Origin of the sequence: Rhodopseudomonas sp. NSM (genome assembly GCF_052445935.1) — a bacterium.
Lineage (GTDB): Bacteria > Pseudomonadota > Alphaproteobacteria > Rhizobiales > Xanthobacteraceae > Rhodopseudomonas.
In genome coordinates this window covers 725815-743503 of record NZ_JBQTCH010000003.1, presented here as the reverse complement: position 1 = coordinate 743503, position 17689 = coordinate 725815, and the positions used below count along the sequence as shown (strand labels likewise).

Annotated in this window: 15 protein-coding genes and 1 pseudogene; 6 read left to right on the top strand and 10 right to left on the bottom strand. The window is 63.2% G+C overall.

Annotated features, from left to right (window positions below; all coding sequences use genetic code 11):
• Positions 1-11: 11 nt before the first annotated feature.
• Positions 12-2294 carry a 4Fe-4S binding protein gene (locus tag ACTZWT_RS11775; protein ID WP_444769844.1) on the bottom strand — a complete coding sequence of 761 codons (2283 nt, stop codon included), beginning with the start codon at positions 2292-2294 and terminating at the stop codon, positions 12-14.
• A 148-nt stretch (positions 2295-2442) separates the two neighbouring features.
• On the opposite strand from ACTZWT_RS11775, the gene ACTZWT_RS11770 reads away from it, so the two are divergent.
• Complete coding sequence (locus ACTZWT_RS11770; RefSeq protein WP_444769843.1) at positions 2443-3339, top strand: hypothetical protein; 897 nt, start codon at positions 2443-2445, stop codon at positions 3337-3339.
• 288 nt (positions 3340-3627) lie between these two features.
• Here the strand turns inward: ACTZWT_RS11770 and ACTZWT_RS11765 are convergent, their stop codons facing one another.
• Positions 3628-3816: a hypothetical protein gene (locus tag ACTZWT_RS11765; RefSeq protein WP_444769842.1), complete on the bottom strand. Its 189-nt coding sequence runs from the start codon at positions 3814-3816 to the stop codon at positions 3628-3630.
• Positions 3813-4205, bottom strand: coding sequence for an NAD(P)H-dependent oxidoreductase (locus ACTZWT_RS11760; RefSeq protein ID WP_444769907.1), 393 nt, complete (start codon positions 4203-4205; stop codon positions 3813-3815). Before ACTZWT_RS11760 ends, ACTZWT_RS11765 begins: the two co-directional genes overlap by 4 nt.
• A gap of 70 nt (positions 4206-4275) precedes the next feature.
• On the opposite strand from ACTZWT_RS11760, the gene ACTZWT_RS11755 reads away from it, so the two are divergent.
• Genes ACTZWT_RS11755 through ACTZWT_RS11745 form a run of 3 tightly spaced genes read left to right on the top strand, consistent with a single transcriptional unit; the run spans position 4276 to position 5825 of the window.
• On the top strand, positions 4276-4518 hold the full coding sequence (locus tag ACTZWT_RS11755) for a type II toxin-antitoxin system Phd/YefM family antitoxin (protein ID WP_444769841.1): 243 nt from the start codon (positions 4276-4278) through the stop codon (positions 4516-4518).
• Positions 4518-4943, top strand: a complete 426-nt coding sequence (locus ACTZWT_RS11750; RefSeq protein ID WP_444769840.1) for a type II toxin-antitoxin system VapC family toxin — start codon at positions 4518-4520, stop codon at positions 4941-4943. Before ACTZWT_RS11755 ends, ACTZWT_RS11750 begins: the two co-directional genes overlap by 1 nt.
• A 42-nt stretch (positions 4944-4985) precedes the next feature.
• The gene (locus ACTZWT_RS11745) at positions 4986-5825 is read left to right on the top strand and encodes a DUF3883 domain-containing protein (protein ID WP_444769839.1); all 840 of its coding nucleotides are present in this window, start codon (positions 4986-4988) and stop codon (positions 5823-5825) included.
• Between the two features lie 97 nt (positions 5826-5922).
• Here the strand turns inward: ACTZWT_RS11745 and ACTZWT_RS11740 are convergent.
• Positions 5923-6117, bottom strand: a pseudogene (locus tag ACTZWT_RS11740) (glutamine-hydrolyzing GMP synthase); the annotation flags it as partial.
• A gap of 491 nt (positions 6118-6608) precedes the next feature.
• Between ACTZWT_RS11740 and ACTZWT_RS11735 the strand changes: the two are divergent.
• The gene (locus tag ACTZWT_RS11735) at positions 6609-7532 is read left to right on the top strand and encodes an SIR2 family protein (RefSeq protein ID WP_444769838.1); all 924 of its coding nucleotides are present in this window, start codon (positions 6609-6611) and stop codon (positions 7530-7532) included.
• A complete protein-coding gene (locus ACTZWT_RS11730; protein ID WP_444769837.1) occupies positions 7529-10267 on the top strand; it encodes a hypothetical protein in 2739 nt (912 codons plus the stop codon). The genes ACTZWT_RS11735 and ACTZWT_RS11730 overlap by 4 nt, the downstream gene beginning before the upstream one ends.
• Before the next feature lie 17 nt (positions 10268-10284).
• Here the strand turns inward: ACTZWT_RS11730 and guaA are convergent, their stop codons facing one another.
• The 6 genes from guaA to guaB all read right to left on the bottom strand — a co-directional run bounded on the left by guaA (position 10285) and on the right by guaB (position 17561).
• Positions 10285-11907, bottom strand: a complete 1623-nt coding sequence (gene guaA / locus ACTZWT_RS11725; RefSeq protein ID WP_444769836.1) for a glutamine-hydrolyzing GMP synthase — start codon at positions 11905-11907, stop codon at positions 10285-10287.
• A 406-nt stretch (positions 11908-12313) separates the two neighbouring features.
• On the bottom strand, positions 12314-13618 hold the full coding sequence (locus tag ACTZWT_RS11720) for an RsmB/NOP family class I SAM-dependent RNA methyltransferase (RefSeq protein ID WP_444769835.1): 1305 nt from the start codon (positions 13616-13618) through the stop codon (positions 12314-12316).
• Between the two features lie 38 nt (positions 13619-13656).
• Positions 13657-14079, bottom strand: coding sequence for an MAPEG family protein (locus tag ACTZWT_RS11715; RefSeq protein ID WP_444769834.1), 423 nt, complete (start codon positions 14077-14079; stop codon positions 13657-13659).
• A gap of 61 nt (positions 14080-14140) precedes the next feature.
• Positions 14141-15166, bottom strand: a complete 1026-nt coding sequence (locus ACTZWT_RS11710; protein ID WP_444769833.1) for an NADP-dependent oxidoreductase — start codon at positions 15164-15166, stop codon at positions 14141-14143.
• Between the two features lie 135 nt (positions 15167-15301).
• A complete protein-coding gene (locus ACTZWT_RS11705; RefSeq protein ID WP_444769832.1) occupies positions 15302-16063 on the bottom strand; it encodes an NAD(P)H-dependent oxidoreductase in 762 nt (253 codons plus the stop codon).
• A 1-nt stretch (position 16064) separates the two neighbouring features.
• Positions 16065-17561 (bottom strand): IMP dehydrogenase, encoded by a 1497-nt coding sequence (gene guaB / locus ACTZWT_RS11700; RefSeq protein ID WP_444769831.1) that lies wholly within the window; start codon positions 17559-17561, stop codon positions 16065-16067.
• Positions 17562-17689 lie beyond the last annotated feature (128 nt).

Sequence of the window (17689 nt, the reverse complement as noted above, 5' to 3'; positions counted from 1 at the left end):
TCTCCTTGACTTCAGGTTGCAGGTGGAGCGATCGCTTCGGCCGACAAACCCGGAATGGGCCGGCCTCCAGCGGTGATCAGCGTGTCGGGGCCCTTGCCGGACCGTATCGAGGGCGACGACAGCGCCTCGCGCTTTTCGCGCTTCAGCCGCACCTGGATCATGTGCGGACAGCGATGGTCGTCGAAATACAGTTCCTGACAATGCATGCAGTAGATGCACTCGTTGACGTTGATGTGGCCTTCGGGATGGATCGCCTGCACCGGGCACTCATTGGCGCAGCGCTGGCACGGCGAGCCGCATTCCTTCCAGCGCCGCAGCCATTCGAAGGTGCGGATCCGGCCGGGGATCGCCAACGCGGCGCCGAGCGGGCACATGTAGCGGCAGAAGAACCGCTCGACGAAGAGTCCGGCGGCGAGCACCGTCAGCGCGTAGATCACGTAGGGCCATTCGCGGACGAATTTCAGCACGATCGCGGTCTTGAACGGCTCCACTTCGGCGAGTTGCTCGGCCAGCGCGGTGGAATACAGCGACATGCCAAACAGGCCGAGAAAGATGATGTATTTGATCGGCCATAGCCGCTCATGCAGCCCCCACGGCAAACGATATTGCGGAACCTTCAGCGCCTTCGCGAGATTGCTCAGCAGCTCCTGCAGTGCGCCGAACGGGCATAGCCAGCCGCAGAACGGGCCGCGCCCCCAGAACAGCAATCCGGCGGCGACTGCGGCCCACAACAGAAAGATCAGCGGCGCCGAGAGGAAGTATTCCCAGTTGAAGCCGCTCATCAGCGAATTGGCAAAGGTCATCACATTGACGACCGACAGCTGCGCGTTGGCGTACCAGCCGAGCCAGACCAGGATGAAGGCGAGATAGCCGCGCCGCACCCAGGTGTAGAGCGCCGGCCGGCGAACCAGCGAGTTCTGGAAGAAGAAGATCAGCGTCAGCACGCCGAGCGCCGCGATGGTGATGCCGATATTGACCACATTGCCGCGCCAGATCCGCATCCACAGCGGCTCCTCGTCGAGCGGATTCGCAGCGGCGCCGGAGACCGGCGCGGGCGCGGCGGCTGGCGACGGCGGCTGGATCACCGGCGGCGGTGCCGGCTCGGTCTTGATGTAGGCGTCGGGGAGCGTGTAGCCGAGATCGAAGGTCAGCAGCGCCTTGTCGCGGGTGTTGATCACGCGCTGCACCGCCAGTTGCAACGACCATGGCTCGGTCGGATCGAAAGCGAAACCCGACGGCACCACGAACAGCGCGATCTCGCGCAGCTCCGGCGCGCCCTCGGCGGCGACGGCGCCCAGTCGCGTGTGATCGCGATCGCGAAACCGCATGCTGTTGCCATCCTGGATCAGCTCGATGCGATCGAAGATGCCGCCACGCACATAGCCGGAGCCCTTGAAGGAATAGCGCCCGCTGCCCGCCACCAGGATCGCCTGCTGACCCGGCTTCAGCCGCGCGGCCAGCCGATCGAAACCGTCGTCGCCGAGCAGGCTGCGGCCGATGGTCGGCACCGCGACGTCGGCGGCGAACATTTCGATGAAGCTTTCCTCCGGATCGCCCTGCTCGGGGTGCTCCGCCGCGGCGGGATTGCTCGATTTCTCGAACGCCTGGTTGACGTCGGCGACCGTCAGGTGCAACCGGCGGATCGAGCCGTCGCCGAGCAGCGTCTCCCAGTCGCGGATCTCGCCGCTGCCGCCGGCCAGCGACTTGCGCAACGGCGGCGCCGCAGCAGCGGCACTCGGGTCCTGGGTTCCGATCCGGCCACTCCTGATCAACTTGGTCGCGGAGCGAACGATGCTGTCGCCCATCACCAGCACGGTGACGGTGGCGCCGCTGACGATATCGATCTGCGGCGGCCGTGCGTCGCCGCGCGCGACGCTGGCCATGTCGGTTCCGGTCAGCTTGTTCATCACGTCGAGGATGCGCTGCACCGGAATGCCGACCAGCACGATCGGCTCTTTGTGGTCGACCAGCTTCAGCCCGGTGAGCACGCCCTTGGGATCGATGCCGACCAGAATGTGAATCGGCTTCCCCGAATAGCCGGTAGCGTTCGAAACCTCCGAGTTCAGGTAAGCGAATCCGACTAACTCGTCTTTCCTGTAGACCGGCGCGATAGCCGGCTCTCCTTGCAGCGGACCGAATCTGTCGGCGCCGGGCACCAGCTCGGTCGGCTCCGCCTTGCCGAGAAAATCGGTGAGCCGGCTCGCCGCCGAGCACGTCGAGACGCTGAACCAGCAGCAAGCAGCCAGAACGACGCCAAGAATGCGATGAATGTGAGCGAACCTTCGCAATTGCATTGTTCCAGTTGCAGCAGAACGCCGTTGTTCTGGATTTGCGATATTTTGCGATGGAGGTCCTATAGCAGTCGAATCGAGCGCTTCTTTGCGCTACAGCAAGCTAGATGGACTCTATGAGCGACTAGGCCGCAAGCGGGAGACTCCCACAATGCGTAATGAACCGCTCTTGACAGTCGCGCCGCTGACGTCGGTCGGCAGCTTGGCGGAACTCTACGCGATCGCCCTGATCCAGGCGGAGACCGCATCAACGCGATATCAGCAGCTGGTCGAGTCGGCGAACCCATCCTTCGGGCCGGTCCGGCGCGTATTCGAGATCTTGACGCACATCGAACGCGAACGTGCGCGGACCATTATCTTAGGCTCGCTGGCATCGCTAAACAAGCGCCCCGACTCGGCGGACTTGCGTTGGACGCCGACCGATATCGTTCCCGCCGATGAGTTGTCCGATGTCGTCAACTCGTCGCTCTCCACCGCGTACGATGCCTGGGCGCTCGCGGTTCGTCACCGCGAGCGGGCGTTCGTGTTCTGGACTTACGTCGCATCTCTGGCGACCGATCGGGCCGTCTGCGCGGTCGCCGAGGATTTCGCCCGGGCAGCTCTGAAGGACGGCAGTCTGCTCCGACGCGAGCGCCGGCTGGCCTGGCGTTCGCTACGCGAAAGCGGGAGAGACGGGGGCGAGCCCTTCTCCGAGCCCGACTCCGCTGCGCTTCTGGAAAGTCTGCTGCTCAGGGATATCAAGCTGTGGTCGCAGCAATTGACGCCGCAGCAATGCGACGTGCTGTCGAAGCTTGGGCCCTCGCCGCTGCCGCCGGCTTCCGAACCACAGGAGGACATCGCAGAAGCCGGGACGCTCGACCAGATCAAGCTCCGCGTGTTGCAGCGGGCCGAGCAATTGTCAGAACTCTATCTCGAAGAAGCGGATCGGGCCGCGGACGAGTTCAGCATGGAGCTGGCCCAGAAGCTGGCCGCGCAGTCGATTGCCCGGCTTGCAAGGCTACGTGATGTCGCTTCTGCGTCAGACATCAATCGAACTCCTGCGCGCTAGCGGTCGGTGTCGCTGGGCTATTCCGCGGCTTGAATTCAAGATCCCTGATAATTCCTTGAGATTGCGAAGCCGGTCCGCCAGGCAATTCGGCCGACACCCGTGGCGGTTCACCTGGCCTTGGCGATGGCCTGTCGCTCCGCATCGCTCTCCTGGCCTGTGTAGCGACTAAGGGTCGGACGCAACTCCTCTTCGATTCCTGAGCCGCCGATGACCGTTCCAAAAGCGCAAGCATGGTGCCTCACTGGCGTTGCTCCTGCCGGCGGGCGCAACAGCGGGCTGTGCCGCACTTCACGAACGGGCTTTCACAACTCGCTTCAGCACCGGCGCGGAAAGGATTCTGGTTTTGTAATCCTCGCCCGCTCGCGTCAGGGCGGCATCATCGAGCGCTCGCACGTCATGGAGTGCGAACGGCGGCTGCCACAGCCAGCCGCATTTGCGCGCAGTTGCCCTGAGCGGCGCAAACAGTTCATCGATCATCCCGGCCGAGCCGCCCGGCTGGTGGCTCGCCGGCGGGCCCCCCGTCGTAGGGCCGCGAGCAGCGGCAGTCCCGCAGTGGATGCGGCGACGTCTGGCTCCCGGTAAAACAGCGGCGTCAGCACCCCATCCATCCAGAGCTTGAGTAGCGATGGGGTCGAATACCATTGCAGTGGAAACTGAAGCACTAGTCTGTCTGCACGCAACAGTCGCCCGCGCTCCACTGCGAAATCGATCAGGCCATCGGGATAAAGCGTGTAGAGTTTGGCTACTTCCAGTTCGGGCAGGTCGTCTACTCCAGCGAGCAGTGCACGATTGGCGCGGGAAGCGGCATAATCAGGATGGCTTGCGAGTGCTTCCGGTCCTGAGGGGGATTTGGCAAAGAAAGTGATGCGGAAAGGCGCCGCTGGAATTCTTATGCCAAATACGCTATATGACCATCTACATGGTCAGGAGGGTGACATGGATGCGATCAATCTGGCGGATGCCAAAGCCCATCTGAGCGAACTGGTCGACCGGGTCGAAGCGGGCGATTCGATCGAAATCACCCGTCGGGGTAAGCCCGTTGCGCGGCTCACGGCCGTGGCCAATCCACGCAAGCCGATCGATTCCGTGCTGCTTCAATCGCTGACGGCAGCGATGCCGGCACAGTCCCAGACCGCCGCCGATCTCGTGCGGTTGATGCGGGATGGCGATCGCTACTGATGCTGTATCTCGACACGTCGCTGATCGTCGCGGCGCTCTCCAATGAAGCGATGACGCCGCGCATTCAGGGCTGGCTGGCCGAGCAGGATCCGGCGCAACTCCTGATCAGCGACTGGACCATCACCGAGATGTCGTCGGCCATGGCGATCAAGCTGCGGACCGGGCAGATCGACCTGAAGCAGCGCGCGGCGGCACTCGCCATGTTCAACAAGTTGGTCGCCGAGAGCTTCACCGTGCTTGGCGTGACGGGCGGGCAGTTCCGCGCGGCGGCGAAGTTTGCCGATCAGCATGCGCTTGGACTCCGTGCGGGTGATGCGATGCACCTCGCCATCGCATCGGAGCATGGCGCAACGGTGTATACGCTCGACCAACGCCTTGCCGAAGCAGGTCCGACGGTCGGCGTGCCGGCGCAGTTGCTCGCATGATCCGGGCCTTCTCCAGCTTGGCCGGCCCGCTCGGGAGCCGCCATGGCCGGTGACTGGTCCGACGAGCAGAACGACGCGATCGTGGCGGATTATTTCGCAATGCTCGCGGATGACATCATCGGGCGGCCCTACAGCAAGGCCGAGCACAACCGCCTGCTGCAGGCGGTGATCGATCGGCCCCGCGGCTCGATCGAATACAAGCATCAGAACATCAGCGCCGTGCTCAAGGGGCTCAGTGAGGACTGGATTCCGGGTTACAAGCCGGCCTTCAATTTTCAGACATCGCTTGTCGATGCGGTAGTACGCTGGCTCGATCGCCACCCGGATTGGCTCGCACCGGCCGCGCGGATGGCAATGGGGCCGTCGCCGTCAGCGCTCCGGGAGGAAGCTATGCTGTGGATCGGGCCGCCACCGACGCACAGCAATGCGCCGCCGCCCGATGAGCTCGAGCAGATGACCGTCATCGCTCGAAAGTACGATGTGGCCGGGCGTGATGCCCGCAATAGCGCGCTCGGTCGCGCCGGTGAGGAGCGTGTCCTGGCCCATGAGCGTGCCAGTCTGATCGCTGCCGGCCGGACAGATCTCGCCGAGCGCATCCGCTGGGTATCGCATGTCGATGGTGACGGTGCCGGATATGACATCCTGAGCTTCGACACCAATGGCAGCGATCGGCTGATCGAGGTGAAGACGACGAATGGCTGGGAGCGCACGCCCTTTCACATTACACGCAATGAGCTGTCGGTAGCCGAGGAGCGGCGCATGGACTGGCGGCTGGTGCGGTTGTGGAATTTTGCGAGGGAGCCGAAGGCATTCGAGCTGCGTCCGCCGCTGGAAGCGCATGTGTCGCTGATGGCGACCAGCTATCAGGCAAGCTTCCCGTAGCGGCTGCCACATTGCGGGTCGACAAGACCCGATACCACGCTATTGCCGCCGTTTGCATCCCTCATTCCCACTCGATGGTCCCCGGCGGCTTGCTGGTCACGTCGGGATACAGCGTGCCCTGCGCCAGGAAATCCGCGCCGCCGACGACCTTGGCCTCGGCGTCGAACACGTCGATGAACAGCTTGCCGATGATCTTGCGCTTCTGCTCCGGATCGGTAACGCCGGCCAGCGCGCCGAGGAAGGTCTCGGACGCGTCCACATGCACCAGCGGGATGTTGTAGTGGTGGCGGAAGTTCAACAGTAACGTCAGGACCTACCGCAAGCTCGCCTGCACGACTTTACCTTTATAGGCGGCTTCTCAATGAGCGGTGCCGTGGCGCTGAAGCCTGTTGCCTCTCCGGTTGGGGTCAGAAAGGAGACGGCGACAGTCAGCTGTTCAATCAGGAAGCCGCGCATTAGAATGAAACAACGATTCTGCGAGAACAGGGCTTAAGGGCTGTGGCTGCCAACCCTGCCATTGAGGATAGAGTTATACAATTTGGCCCTGGGCTCTGCGCAATCCCCGAGCGGCTGCTTCTTGCTCATGCACGTGGGGACGTCCTGTTCATTTGCGGTGCGGGCATATCACGTCCGGCAGGTCTTCCGGATTTTCGTCAACTTGTTCTCGACGTCTACGCCAAACTCGATACTTCGACGCACAGCATCCTAGCGGGATTGCCGCCGGGAGCTTGCAGCCAGTGGCAGGCCAATTGTTCTGGCCTGACCGATCGGCAGACTGCGGAGGTGAAGCGGTTCATCCTGGGGGACTATGATGTTGTCCTCGGCATGCTTGAGCGCCGACTAGACGATCAAACACGTGGCGATAGCCAGGTGAGGCGCACGGTGGCGAGCATCCTGCGTTCAGGCACAGTAAGCCCGGCCCCGATCCACAAGGCGCTCATAGCCCTTGCCGATCGCGGCGGGGCCAGAACCATCGTGACAACAAACTTCGATCTGCTGCTTCAAGTCGCTGCCCAGCGCCTTCGGTCGCCCGTTGAGACTTATTCTCTCGGTTCGATGCCAAGGCCGTCGCGGAATTCTGAGTTCTCTGGCGTGCTTCATATCCATGGCGCGCTTGACAAGAGCCCGGAAAGAATTTCTGAACTTGTTCTATCGGATCAGGATTTCGGCGAGTTCTATCTGCGCCGCCGCGTTGTTCCGGATTTTATCTACGATGCTGCGCGCCTGTATCATCTGGTTCTGGTCGGCTACAGCGCCAATGATCCGCCTATGCGTTATCTGCTCAATGCGGTCGCAGCGGACGGAAAGCGTTTTGACGACTTGAAGGAGCGCTTCACTTTTTTCGGGACGAACTCACCGGACGCGGTCGCACTTGCGGACTGGAATGGGCGCGGTATCACGCCGATCCACTACGACTCAACGAACGGCCACGACGCGCTAAGGGCGACCCTAGAACGATGGGCGGCTTTGTCTGCGATCAATGGGAAGAAAAAAATCGTCGATGCCGAACTGCGAAGGATTGTGAGAAACTCTCGGTCTGCGGCCAAGGACTCTAACCGAGACCTTTTCGACCATTTCTTCCGGAGAAGCAACGCGAGCGAACGCGTCCGTCTTTCGGCGCTGGTTTCTGAGGCGAAGGCAGAGATCGATTGGCTCGATGCAGTTGTAAAGATTTGCGCTGAAGCCGAGCGGGGATTGAAACCATGATCCGGCCCTGGGCTTATCTTGATCCGCAAGACCGCGAGACGTTCCGAACGGTAATAGCCTTTCTGGACAAGCGCCTTGCTGAGCAAGGAACGATCGACTGGGCGCTGAAACTCAAACCCGGGCAGCGGGTCGAGCGCATCGCGGTTGAGGACCTATTAACCGGACCAGGTGCACGCGATCTTGCAGAACCATGGGCCTCGGCATGGCGGCTGATCGAAGAAAGCTGGGCAGCGCCTCATTCGGACGAATACAACGCAACCGCCATTTACGACATTCAGAAGCGACTACGGGCAGGAGATCGGTCCGGTGCAGCGGTCGCCGCAATTGTTGATCTCGTTGCGCCGCGACTCATAGTCGAGCCAATTAAGTCATGGCGATGGATCAACATCAAGAAGCCGCGCAAGCCAAAGACGGTCGAGCACATCCTGTACGCCGGACTGACGAGCGGAGATCTGATTGATCTGAATGTACTCGAACTGGCTAACCTCAATGGTGTCGCTTTTCTGACATCGCTGGCCAATGCCCTGGAAGCCGCTGTCAGTCACGGCCTCGATACTGCTCGCAGGCTGGGCTGGGATGGACAAAGGCGCTTATGGCAACTTGGCGACCTAAGACGCGCGTACTACGTTGCTAACGCTCCAAGATCGCGCGAGGATGTTGACCCGGACGCTTACCATCATGGAATCGCGCCGTCGGTGAAGCTGCTGCATGCCGTCGTCACTAGAATTTCGGAACTCGATCTCGCTGCTGCGCGGAGTTTTGCTCGGCACTGGAGGCTCAATAGCTCGCCAGTGCATCTTCGTTTGTGGGCTGCGATGTCTCGGAACGAAAAGATTACGCCCATTGATGAGGTATCCGCCTTACTCACTGGCCTTGATCAGGAACGGTTTTGGGATGTGCACGGTTTCCCGGAAATCGCTGAGCTTCGCGCCGTCCGATTCCCCGAAATGAACGCAGAAGCGCGAGACACCATCGTCGCTAGGATTCAGAAAGGCCCTCCGCGGGGTCATTGGCCGAAGAAGGTGGATGCCACGGACGTAAAGAATGCGCGGCTGTTTTGGTCTTTGCGGGAATTACGGCGCATCGAAGTCGGCGGGGGTGTCTTACGGGATCGAGACAAGACTTGGCTTGATGTACGGACGGCGCAATTCGCGGAACTCGCGAAGATGACGATTGATGAAGGTTTTTCCAGAGGGATGACCGTTTCCCGTCGTGAAGCGAAAGCGGATGCAAAATTCGACACGGTTTCGGGCGTAGAACGGCTAAAGGCTCTAGAATCCGCTCTCGGGACTGGGCGTCGTGGCTGGGATGATGACCCGGCGGAACGTGCAAATGACTGGATCAACCAGCAGGGCAATCCCGAGAAGGTGCTTGCTGACTTCGAGACAACCAACAACGGTGGAGACAACTTCCCGAAGGTCTGGAACCGCTTTGGCTGGGCGCATAGCCCCCCCCAGCAGGATGGCGAACCTGGGCAGGATGCGAACTTAGTTAGAGCAGCCGGCAGCGTTCTTGGCCTGTTTAACCAGCTATCTGACACAACCCTTTCGATTTCGATTGAGGGTATTTGTGCCTGGCTGAACACCTGGGAGAAGCACGCAATTGAGCTGCCGATGGCACTGCCGATCTGGCTACGCCTTTGGCCCATCGCCGTAGAGGCAACGAACCGCAATCCTGAAGAGAACAACGATGAAGAATTGACGGTCATTGCTGAAGAAAAAGACAACGAGAATGATCGGGACGGAAGCGCGGCGTTGAACACGCCTACAGGTAAGCTTACAGGCGTTTTCTTTGCCGCTTGGCGAACACATGTAGGTCCGCAGAATCCATTTCATGACGGGAGTTGGTTGCGCCAGATGCGCGACACATTAATCGCGACCGATGGTCGGAGCGGATTGCTTGTGCGATACCGTTTGATCGAATACCTGCCTTACTTTCTTCACACTGATCCCGATTGGGCACAGGAACATCTCATCGCGCCGTTGCTCAAGGATGACGGCGACGCCTTGGCACTCTGGCGAGCCGTCGCAAGGCGCACGCACTTCGCCAAAGTCCTGGAAAGCATCGGCGCGGCGATGATCGAACGCGCAAATGATCGCCGACTGGGTCGGGAAACGCGCCGCCGGCTAGTTTTCAGTCTCGTGATCGAATCCCTTCACGCTTTCCGCGCGGGCCGCGACCCTGCAGTGCCTAATCAACGCATTCAGCAGATGCTACGAACGCTGGATGATGAAGTGCGCGCATCGGCGGCGAATGCGATCCAAGTGTTTGTCCGAGATCTCTCATCGAAGCGCCCGCCGGATCAATTCAGCAGCACGCGAGACGGTCTCTTCCAAAATGCCGCTTCGCCGTTCCTTCGAGAGGTTTGGCCGCAGGAACGTTCGCTGGCGACGCCTGGGGTCAGCGGCGCGCTTGCTGATCTTCCGGCGACTTCAGGCGAGGCATTCGCCGAAGCCGTGGACACAATCGCCCGCTTTCTTGTGCCGTTCGAGTGTTGGTCTATGGTCAACTACGGCCTTTATGGAGATGAAGGCGGAGAGAAGAAGCTCGCGGTCATCAATGACAAAGTGAAGGCGCGTGCTCTCTTGACGCTACTTGACCTCACCGTCGGAACGTCGGAAGGTGCTGTTATTCCTCACGATCTTACTGATGCGTTGGATCAGATTGTGGAAGTTGATCCTGCACTTTCTGCAAACGCAGTGTACCGTCGCCTAGCGACTGCAGCTCGTCGCTAGAAAAGCACAAGACAGCTTCATTCCCACTCGATCGTCCCCGGCGGCTTGCTGGTGACGTCGTAGACCACGCGGTTGACGCCCTTGACCTCGTTGATGATCCGGGTCGCCGTCGCGCCGAGGAAGGCCATGTCGAAGGAATAGAAATCGGCCGTCATGCCATCGGTTGAAGTAACAGCTCGCAATCCAACCACGTATTCATAGGTGCGGCCGTCGCCCATCACGCCGACGGTCTTGACCGGCAGCAGCACGGCGAAGGCCTGCCAGATCTGGTCGTAGAGGCCGGCCTTGCGGATCTGGTCGATATACACCGCGTCGGCGTTGCGCAGGATCTCGAGCTTCTCGGCCGTGATCTCGCCCGGACAGCGGATCGCGAGGCCGGGGCCCGGGAACGGATGGCGGCCGACGAACACGTCGGGCAGGCCGAGCTCGCGGCCGAGCGCCCTCACCTCGTCCTTGAACAATTCGCGCAAGGGCTCGACCAGTTTCATGTTCATGCGTTCGGGCAGACCGCCGACATTGTGGTGCGACTTGATCGTCACCGACGGGCCGCCGGTGAACGACACGCTTTCGATCACGTCGGGATACAGCGTGCCCTGCGCCAGGAAATCCGCGCCGCCGACGACCTTGGCCTCGGCGTCGAACACGTCGATGAACAGCTTGCCGATGATCTTGCGCTTCTGCTCCGGATCGGTAACGCCGGCGAGCGCGCCGAGGAAAGTCTCGGACGCGTCCACATGCACCAGCGGGATGTTGTAGTGGTGGCGGAACAGATCGACGACGGTCTTGGCCTCGTCCTTGCGCAGCATGCCGTGGTCGACGAACACGCAGGTGAGCTGATCGCCGATCGCCTCGTGGATCAGTACCGCCGCCACGGCGCTGTCGACACCGCCGGACAGGCCGCAGATCACCTTGCCGGTGCCGACCTGGGCGCGGATCTTGTCGATCGCCTCCTCACGGAAGGCGCGCATCGTCCAGTCTCCGGTCAGCCCCGCGACCTTGCGGACGAAATTGCGTAGGATTTTCGCGCCGTCCGGCGTGTGCACCACCTCGGGGTGGAACTGCATCGCGTAGAATTTGCGCTTGTCGTCGGCGATCACCGAGATCGGCGAGCCCGGCGCCTTGGCGACGCCGCGGAAGCCCTCGGGCAGCTTGGTGACGCGGTCGCCATGGCTCATCCAGACGTCGTACTGACAGCCCTTTTGCCAGACGCCGTCGAACAGCGCGCAATCGTCGGTGATCTCGATCTGGGCGCGGCCGAACTCGCGGTGATGGCCGGCCTCGACGGTGCCGCCGAGCTGCTGCGCCATGGTCTGCTCGCCGTAGCAGATGCCGAGCACCGGCACGCCGGCCTCGAGGATCGCCATCGGCGCGCTGGGCGCGTTGTCGTCGAGCACCGAGGCCGGGCCGCCGGACAGGATCACGGCCTTCGGTTTCATCTCGGCGAAGGCGGCCTCGGCCTTCTGGAACGGCACGATCTCGGAATAGACGCCCTCCTCGCGGACGCGGCGGGCGATCAACTGCGTCACCTGCGAGCCGAAATCGACGATCAGGATCTTCTCGTGGATCGCGGCGACATGCGGCGAGGTGTCGGCACCGGAGGGGACGACGGACGAAGCGGAGGATGTGCTGGGGGCTGTCATGGGCAGCAAATACGCGACCCCGGCCCGCCTCGCAACGGGGAAAAACGGGGCTGGCGCAGCCGACGTCCAGTGCCACCCCCGCACCCCGCCGTAATCCTGAGTGTCTGACCGGAAATGCAGGCGGCCAAATCAACGCCCTATCTCCGTCATTGCGAGCGAAGCGAAGCAATCCAGTGCGCCAAGCTCAAGAGTCTGGATTGCTTCGTCGCTTCGCTCCTCGCAAAGACGAACTTAAGCGCCTGATATTGTTGCTCTCATTTTTGAGTCGCACTCTGAGGCGCTCGCCGTCTTCGGCGAGCCTCGAAGGATGCTGTTCTGCGACCTCTGTGCCCGCGACGCCGTCGCCCTTCGAGGCTCCCGCCGCGCGCAAAGCGCCCGGCGCTCGCACCTCAGGGTGACGGCTCGTTCAAGCCGCAGCCTTGCGCAGCACCGACACGAAAAACCCGTCCGTCCCGGTCTTGCGCGGGGTCATCAGCAGGCCCTCGGGCGAGGTTCTTGTGGCGGCCAGAAAGTCCTCGGCCTTGTCCCACAGCGCGGCGGCGACCTCGGCCGGCGGGATGACGGCGAATTCCGGGTGCGCGGCCGTGAACGCCCTGATCTGGCCACCGTTCTCCGCCGGCAGCACCGAGCAGGTGACATAGGCGATCCGCCCGCCCGGCTTCACCAGCGCGGCGGCGCGGGCCAGCACCTCGGCCTGATCCTTCAGCCGGATTTCCAGCGCGCCCGGGCGCATCCGCCATTTCGCGTCGGGGTTGCGGCGCCAGGTGCCGGTGCCGGTGCACGGCGCATCGACCAGCACCAGATCGGCGGAGGCGTGGATGTCGGACAGGGTATCGGCCGGCCCCTTGGGCGGGCGGATATCGCAATTGTGCACGCCGGCGCGCGACAGCCGCTCGTGGATCGGCGCGAGCTGGCGCTTGTCGGAATCGGTGGCGATCAGCCGGCCCTTGCCCTGCATCATTGCGGCCAGCGCCAGCGTCTTGCCGCCGGCGCCGGCGCAAAGGTCGATCACCTGCTCGCCGGGCTTTGCGGCCGACAGCAGCGTCGCGAGCTGCGAGCCCTCGTCCTGCACCTCAATGGCGCCCTTGATGAAATCCTGCTCGGCCTGCACGCCCGGATTGCGGGCGTCGGCGCCGAGTTCGATCCGCAGGCCGATCGGCGACCACGGGGTCTCGGACGCGCCGAGATGCTTCAGCGACGCCAGCACCTTCTCGCGCTTCGCCTTCAGCGTGTTGACGCGCAGGTCGAGCGGCGCCCGGCTGGCCATCGCGGTCGCTTCTGCAACCCGCTCCTCGCCGAACACCTCGGCCAAGGCGCCGTCGAGCCATTCCGGATAATCTCCGGCGATATGCGGCGGAGCGGCGGCGAGCGTGCGCCCGGACAAGGCGGCGTGCTCGGCGTCGGTCAAAGGCTCCGGCGCGAACCGGCCGCCGTCGCACAGCGCCGCGATCGCCTCCGTCGTCAGGCCGCGCTCGAGCTTGAGCATGCCGAGCACGCGCGCCCGCGGGCTGTCGTCGTCCATCAGGAAGGCACTGGAGGCGCGGCGGCGCAGCACGTCCCAGACCACGCCGGCGATCGCCGCGCGGTCGCCGGAGCCGGCATAGCGATGCGCCGTGCCCCACTCCTTGAGGGCCTTGGCGGCGGGAATCCGCTGGCCGTCGATGGTGGCGATCAGGTCGATGGCTGCGGACAGCCGTGCGGCGGGGGTCATTTCAGTCTTTCAATCTTCGGGAACGCGCGGGAGCGATATCAGATCAGCAGCAGCATGCGCAGCGCGAAATAGACCCACATCGCCAGCAGCACCAGCGCGCCGGCGAACCATGCGGTGGATCGTTGCCCGAGATCGTTGGAACTGACGAAAATACCAGCATGGGCGAACCGCGTCACCACGAACACCCAGGACAACAGCACAAGCACCAGATCGATACGGCGCAGCGGCAGCCCGATCGCGATCAGCGCATAGAACAACAACGGCAGCTCGAACTGGTTTCTGAAGCAGTTGCCGACCTTGGTGGCGCGCTCCGGCCAGTTCGGCTGCCCGAGCGCGATGTCGCGGATCTTGGTCTCGCGCGACACCAGCGCGCGCCGGCGCTCCCAGAACGTTCCCAGCAGCAGCGCGAAAGTCAGGCCGATCAGCACGAACACCGGCAGCAGCACCATCTGGACCGACATCGTGATCTCCTGTTGACGAAAGGGGGCGGACCCCGGCAGCAGCCGAGGCCCGCGTTTATTTTCAGGCCTTGTCGGGACCGACGCGGACCAGCTGCTTGCCGAAATTGGCGCCCTTCAGCAGGCCGATGAACGCCTCCGGCGCGCTCTCGACGCCTTCGGTGACGAACTCCTTGTACTTCACCTTGCCGTCGCGCACCCACTCCGACATGTCGCGCAGGAACTCCTGTCGGCGTCCGGCGAAATCGCTGACGATGAAGCCGCGGATGGTGAGACGCTTGGTCAGCACGTGGCGCATCAAGGCGGTGGCCCATTTCGGCGTCGGCGGCGCCTCGAACGCGTTGTATTGCGCGATCAGTCCACACACCGGCATCCGGGCGAAAGCGTTGAGCAGCGGAAACACCGCCTCGAACACCTCGCCGCCGACATTCTCGAAGTACACGTCGATGCCGTTCGGGCACGCCGCCTTGAGCTTGGCGGCGAGGTCCGGATCGCGATGGTCGAGGCAATCGTCGAAGCCGAGCTCGCTCTTGACGTAGTCGCACTTCGCCTTGCCGCCGGCGATGCCGACCGCGCGGGCGCCCTTGATCTTGGCGATCTGCCCGACCGCGGAGCCGACAGCGCCCGACGCCGCGGCGACCACGACGGTCTCGCCTGCCTTCGGCTGGCCGATGTCCAGGAGGCCCGTATAGGCGGTCATGCCGGGCATGCCGAGCACGCCGACCGCGGTCGAGATCGGGCCGAGCGACGGATCGATCTTGCGCAGCGGCTTGGCGTCGGCGACGGCGTGGGTCGCCCAGCCGCTATGCGCCAGCACGATGTCGCCCTTGGCGAAGCCCGGGCTCTTGCTGTCGAGCACGTCGCACACAGTGCCGCCTTCCATCACGCCGCCGACCGGCACCGGCTGCGCGTAGGACGGCCCGTCGCTCATGCGGCCGCGCATATAGGGATCGAGCGACAGCCAGATCGTGCGCAGCAGCACCTGCCCCTCGCCCGGCGTCGGCACCTCATAATCCTCGAGACGGAAATTCGCCGCCGTCGGCTCCCCCGTCGGACGCGAGGCGAGAACGATACGCTGACCCTTGGACATGCTGTTTCCTTTTTTGAGGCTTCTTGAGAGAGCGAAATTGGAGGCTGGACTGTATGCGACTGCATCCATTTCGCCAACAGCGGAGAAGATTACGCAACAAACCGGCTAACGTGGGGAGCGTAGTTCTGCGTTCCGCTAGGGCTGGTGGCGCATGAACGGCGAATAACTCGGAGCTGTCGAAATGATCCGTCCATCCTCGCCCCACTCCGCCATGCGATTGAACGGCACGTTGGGGCGTTCGGCGATCGTCTCCAGGACTCGGCTCCAATCCACGACGATGTCCTGCAGCCGCGCCTCGATGGCTTCCACATCGGAATAGCGAATCCCGCTTTCCACCCCATAAGCTACGAACGGCTTGACAACGTCGAACCCGACATAGGCCAAGTTGAAATTGACCGGCCACAGCATCAGGTCGATGTCTCCACTACGGCCATTGTAGGCGTAGGTCGCCTCGCTGGTGCCGACCGTGACCGACAGCATCGCCCGCTTGCCTTTGAAGCGGCCGTTCTCGAACCGCATTCGGCTTGTGTAGATCTCGCCATAGGCGAATACCCGGTCGAACCAGCCCTTCAGAATCGCCGGAGGCAAATGCCACCACATCGGATACTGCAGAATTACAAGATCGGACTGATCGAGCCTGGCGATCTCTTCCGCGACATGATCCGGCAACGTGTGGTTCGCGGAGGCGTGCCGCTGCTCGCTTTGCGCGTCGAACCGGCTGGGATCGTTCGGGTGCGCAAAGTGCCTCGCCCCCTCGCATGGATCGAATCCCATCGCGTAAAGATCAGAGACAGTGACTGTCCATCCCTGCTCGGCGAGCACCCGCCGTGCGATCGCGGCAAGATGAGCGTTGTACGAAGCCGGCTCCGGATGCGCCAAAACGATATGGGCCCGCACCTCACACCCCGCCCGGATAGTTCGGGCTCTCGCGGGTGATGGTGACGTCGTGGACGTGGCTTTCGCGCAGGCCGGCGCCGGTGATGCGGACGAATTCGGCCTTGTCGTGGAATTCGGCGATCGTGCGAGCGCCGACATAGCCCATCGCGGCGCGCAGGCCGCCGGCGAGCTGATGCATCACGTTGCCGACCGGGCCCTTGTACGGCACCTGGCCCTCGATGCCTTCCGGCACCAGCTTCAGCGTGTCCTTGATGTCCTGCTGGAAGTAGCGGTCGGCCGAGCCGCGCGCCATCGCGCCGACCGAGCCCATGCCGCGATAGGCCTTGTAGGAGCGCCCCTGCCACAGGAACACTTCGCCGGGAGTCTCGTCGGTGCCGGCGAGCAGCGAGCCGACCATCGCGATATCGGCGCCGGCCGCGAGCGCCTTGGCGAGATCGCCCGAGTACTTGATGCCGCCATCGGCGATCACCGGGATGTCGGCCTTCTTCGCCGCCTCGACCGCGTCCATGATCGCGGTGAGCTGCGGCACGCCGACGCCGGCGACCATCCGGGTGGTGCAGATCGACCCCGGCCCGATCCCGACCTTGACGGCGTCGGCGCCGGAATCGATCAGCGCCTGCGCGCCGTCGCGCGTCGCGATATTGCCGGCGATCACCTGCACCGCATTGGAGATCCGCTTGATCCTGGTGACCGCTTCCAGCACGCGCGCCGAATGGCCGTGCGCGGTGTCGACAACGACGAGGTCGACGCCGGCCTCGATCAGCCGCTCGGTGCGCTCGAAGCCGCCCTCGCCGACCGTGGTCGCGGCGGCGACCCGCAGCCGGCCCTGCGCGTCCTTCGACGCGAGCGGATGCGCGACCGCCTTTTCCATGTCCTTGACGGTGATCAGGCCGACGCAGCGGTACTGATCGTCGACCACCAGCAGTTTTTCGATGCGGTGCTGATGCAGCAGTTTCTTGGCCTCGTCCTGGCTGACACCCTCGCGCACCGTCACGAGATTCTCGTGAGTCATCAGCTCCGACACCTGCTGCGACGGATCGGTGGCGAAACGGACGTCGCGATTGGTCAGGATGCCGACCAGCTTGCCCGGGCTGCGACCCTCGGCGCCGGTCACCACCGGAATGCCGGAAAAGCCGTGCTGGTTCATCAACGCCAGCGCGTCGGCGAGTTTCGCTTCGGGGGCGATGGTCAGCGGATTGACCACCATGCCGGATTCGAACTTCTTGACCTGGCGGACCTGCGCCGCCTGGCCTTCGGGATCGAAATTCCGATGGATCACGCCGATGCCGCCCGCCTGGGCCATCGCGATCGCCATCCGCGCCTCGGTGACGGTATCCATGGCCGAGGCGATGATCGGGATGTTGAGCGAGATCGCGCGGGTGATCCGGGAGCGGATGTCGACGTCGGACGGCAGCACGTCCGACGGGCCGGGCTTCAGCAACACGTCGTCGAACGTGTATGCTTCCTGAAACTGCCGTGATCCGTTCAATGACGCCATTGCCAACTCCGTTCAGCGGCAGGTTGCGCCGCGTTCAAGCTCGGGAGACGGGAGCCGCGTTCGGCGCCGCAGTGGCAGCGCCGTCGAATCGAGCCCGTCGGGAGGGTTGGCGGTGGTCGATAGCACGG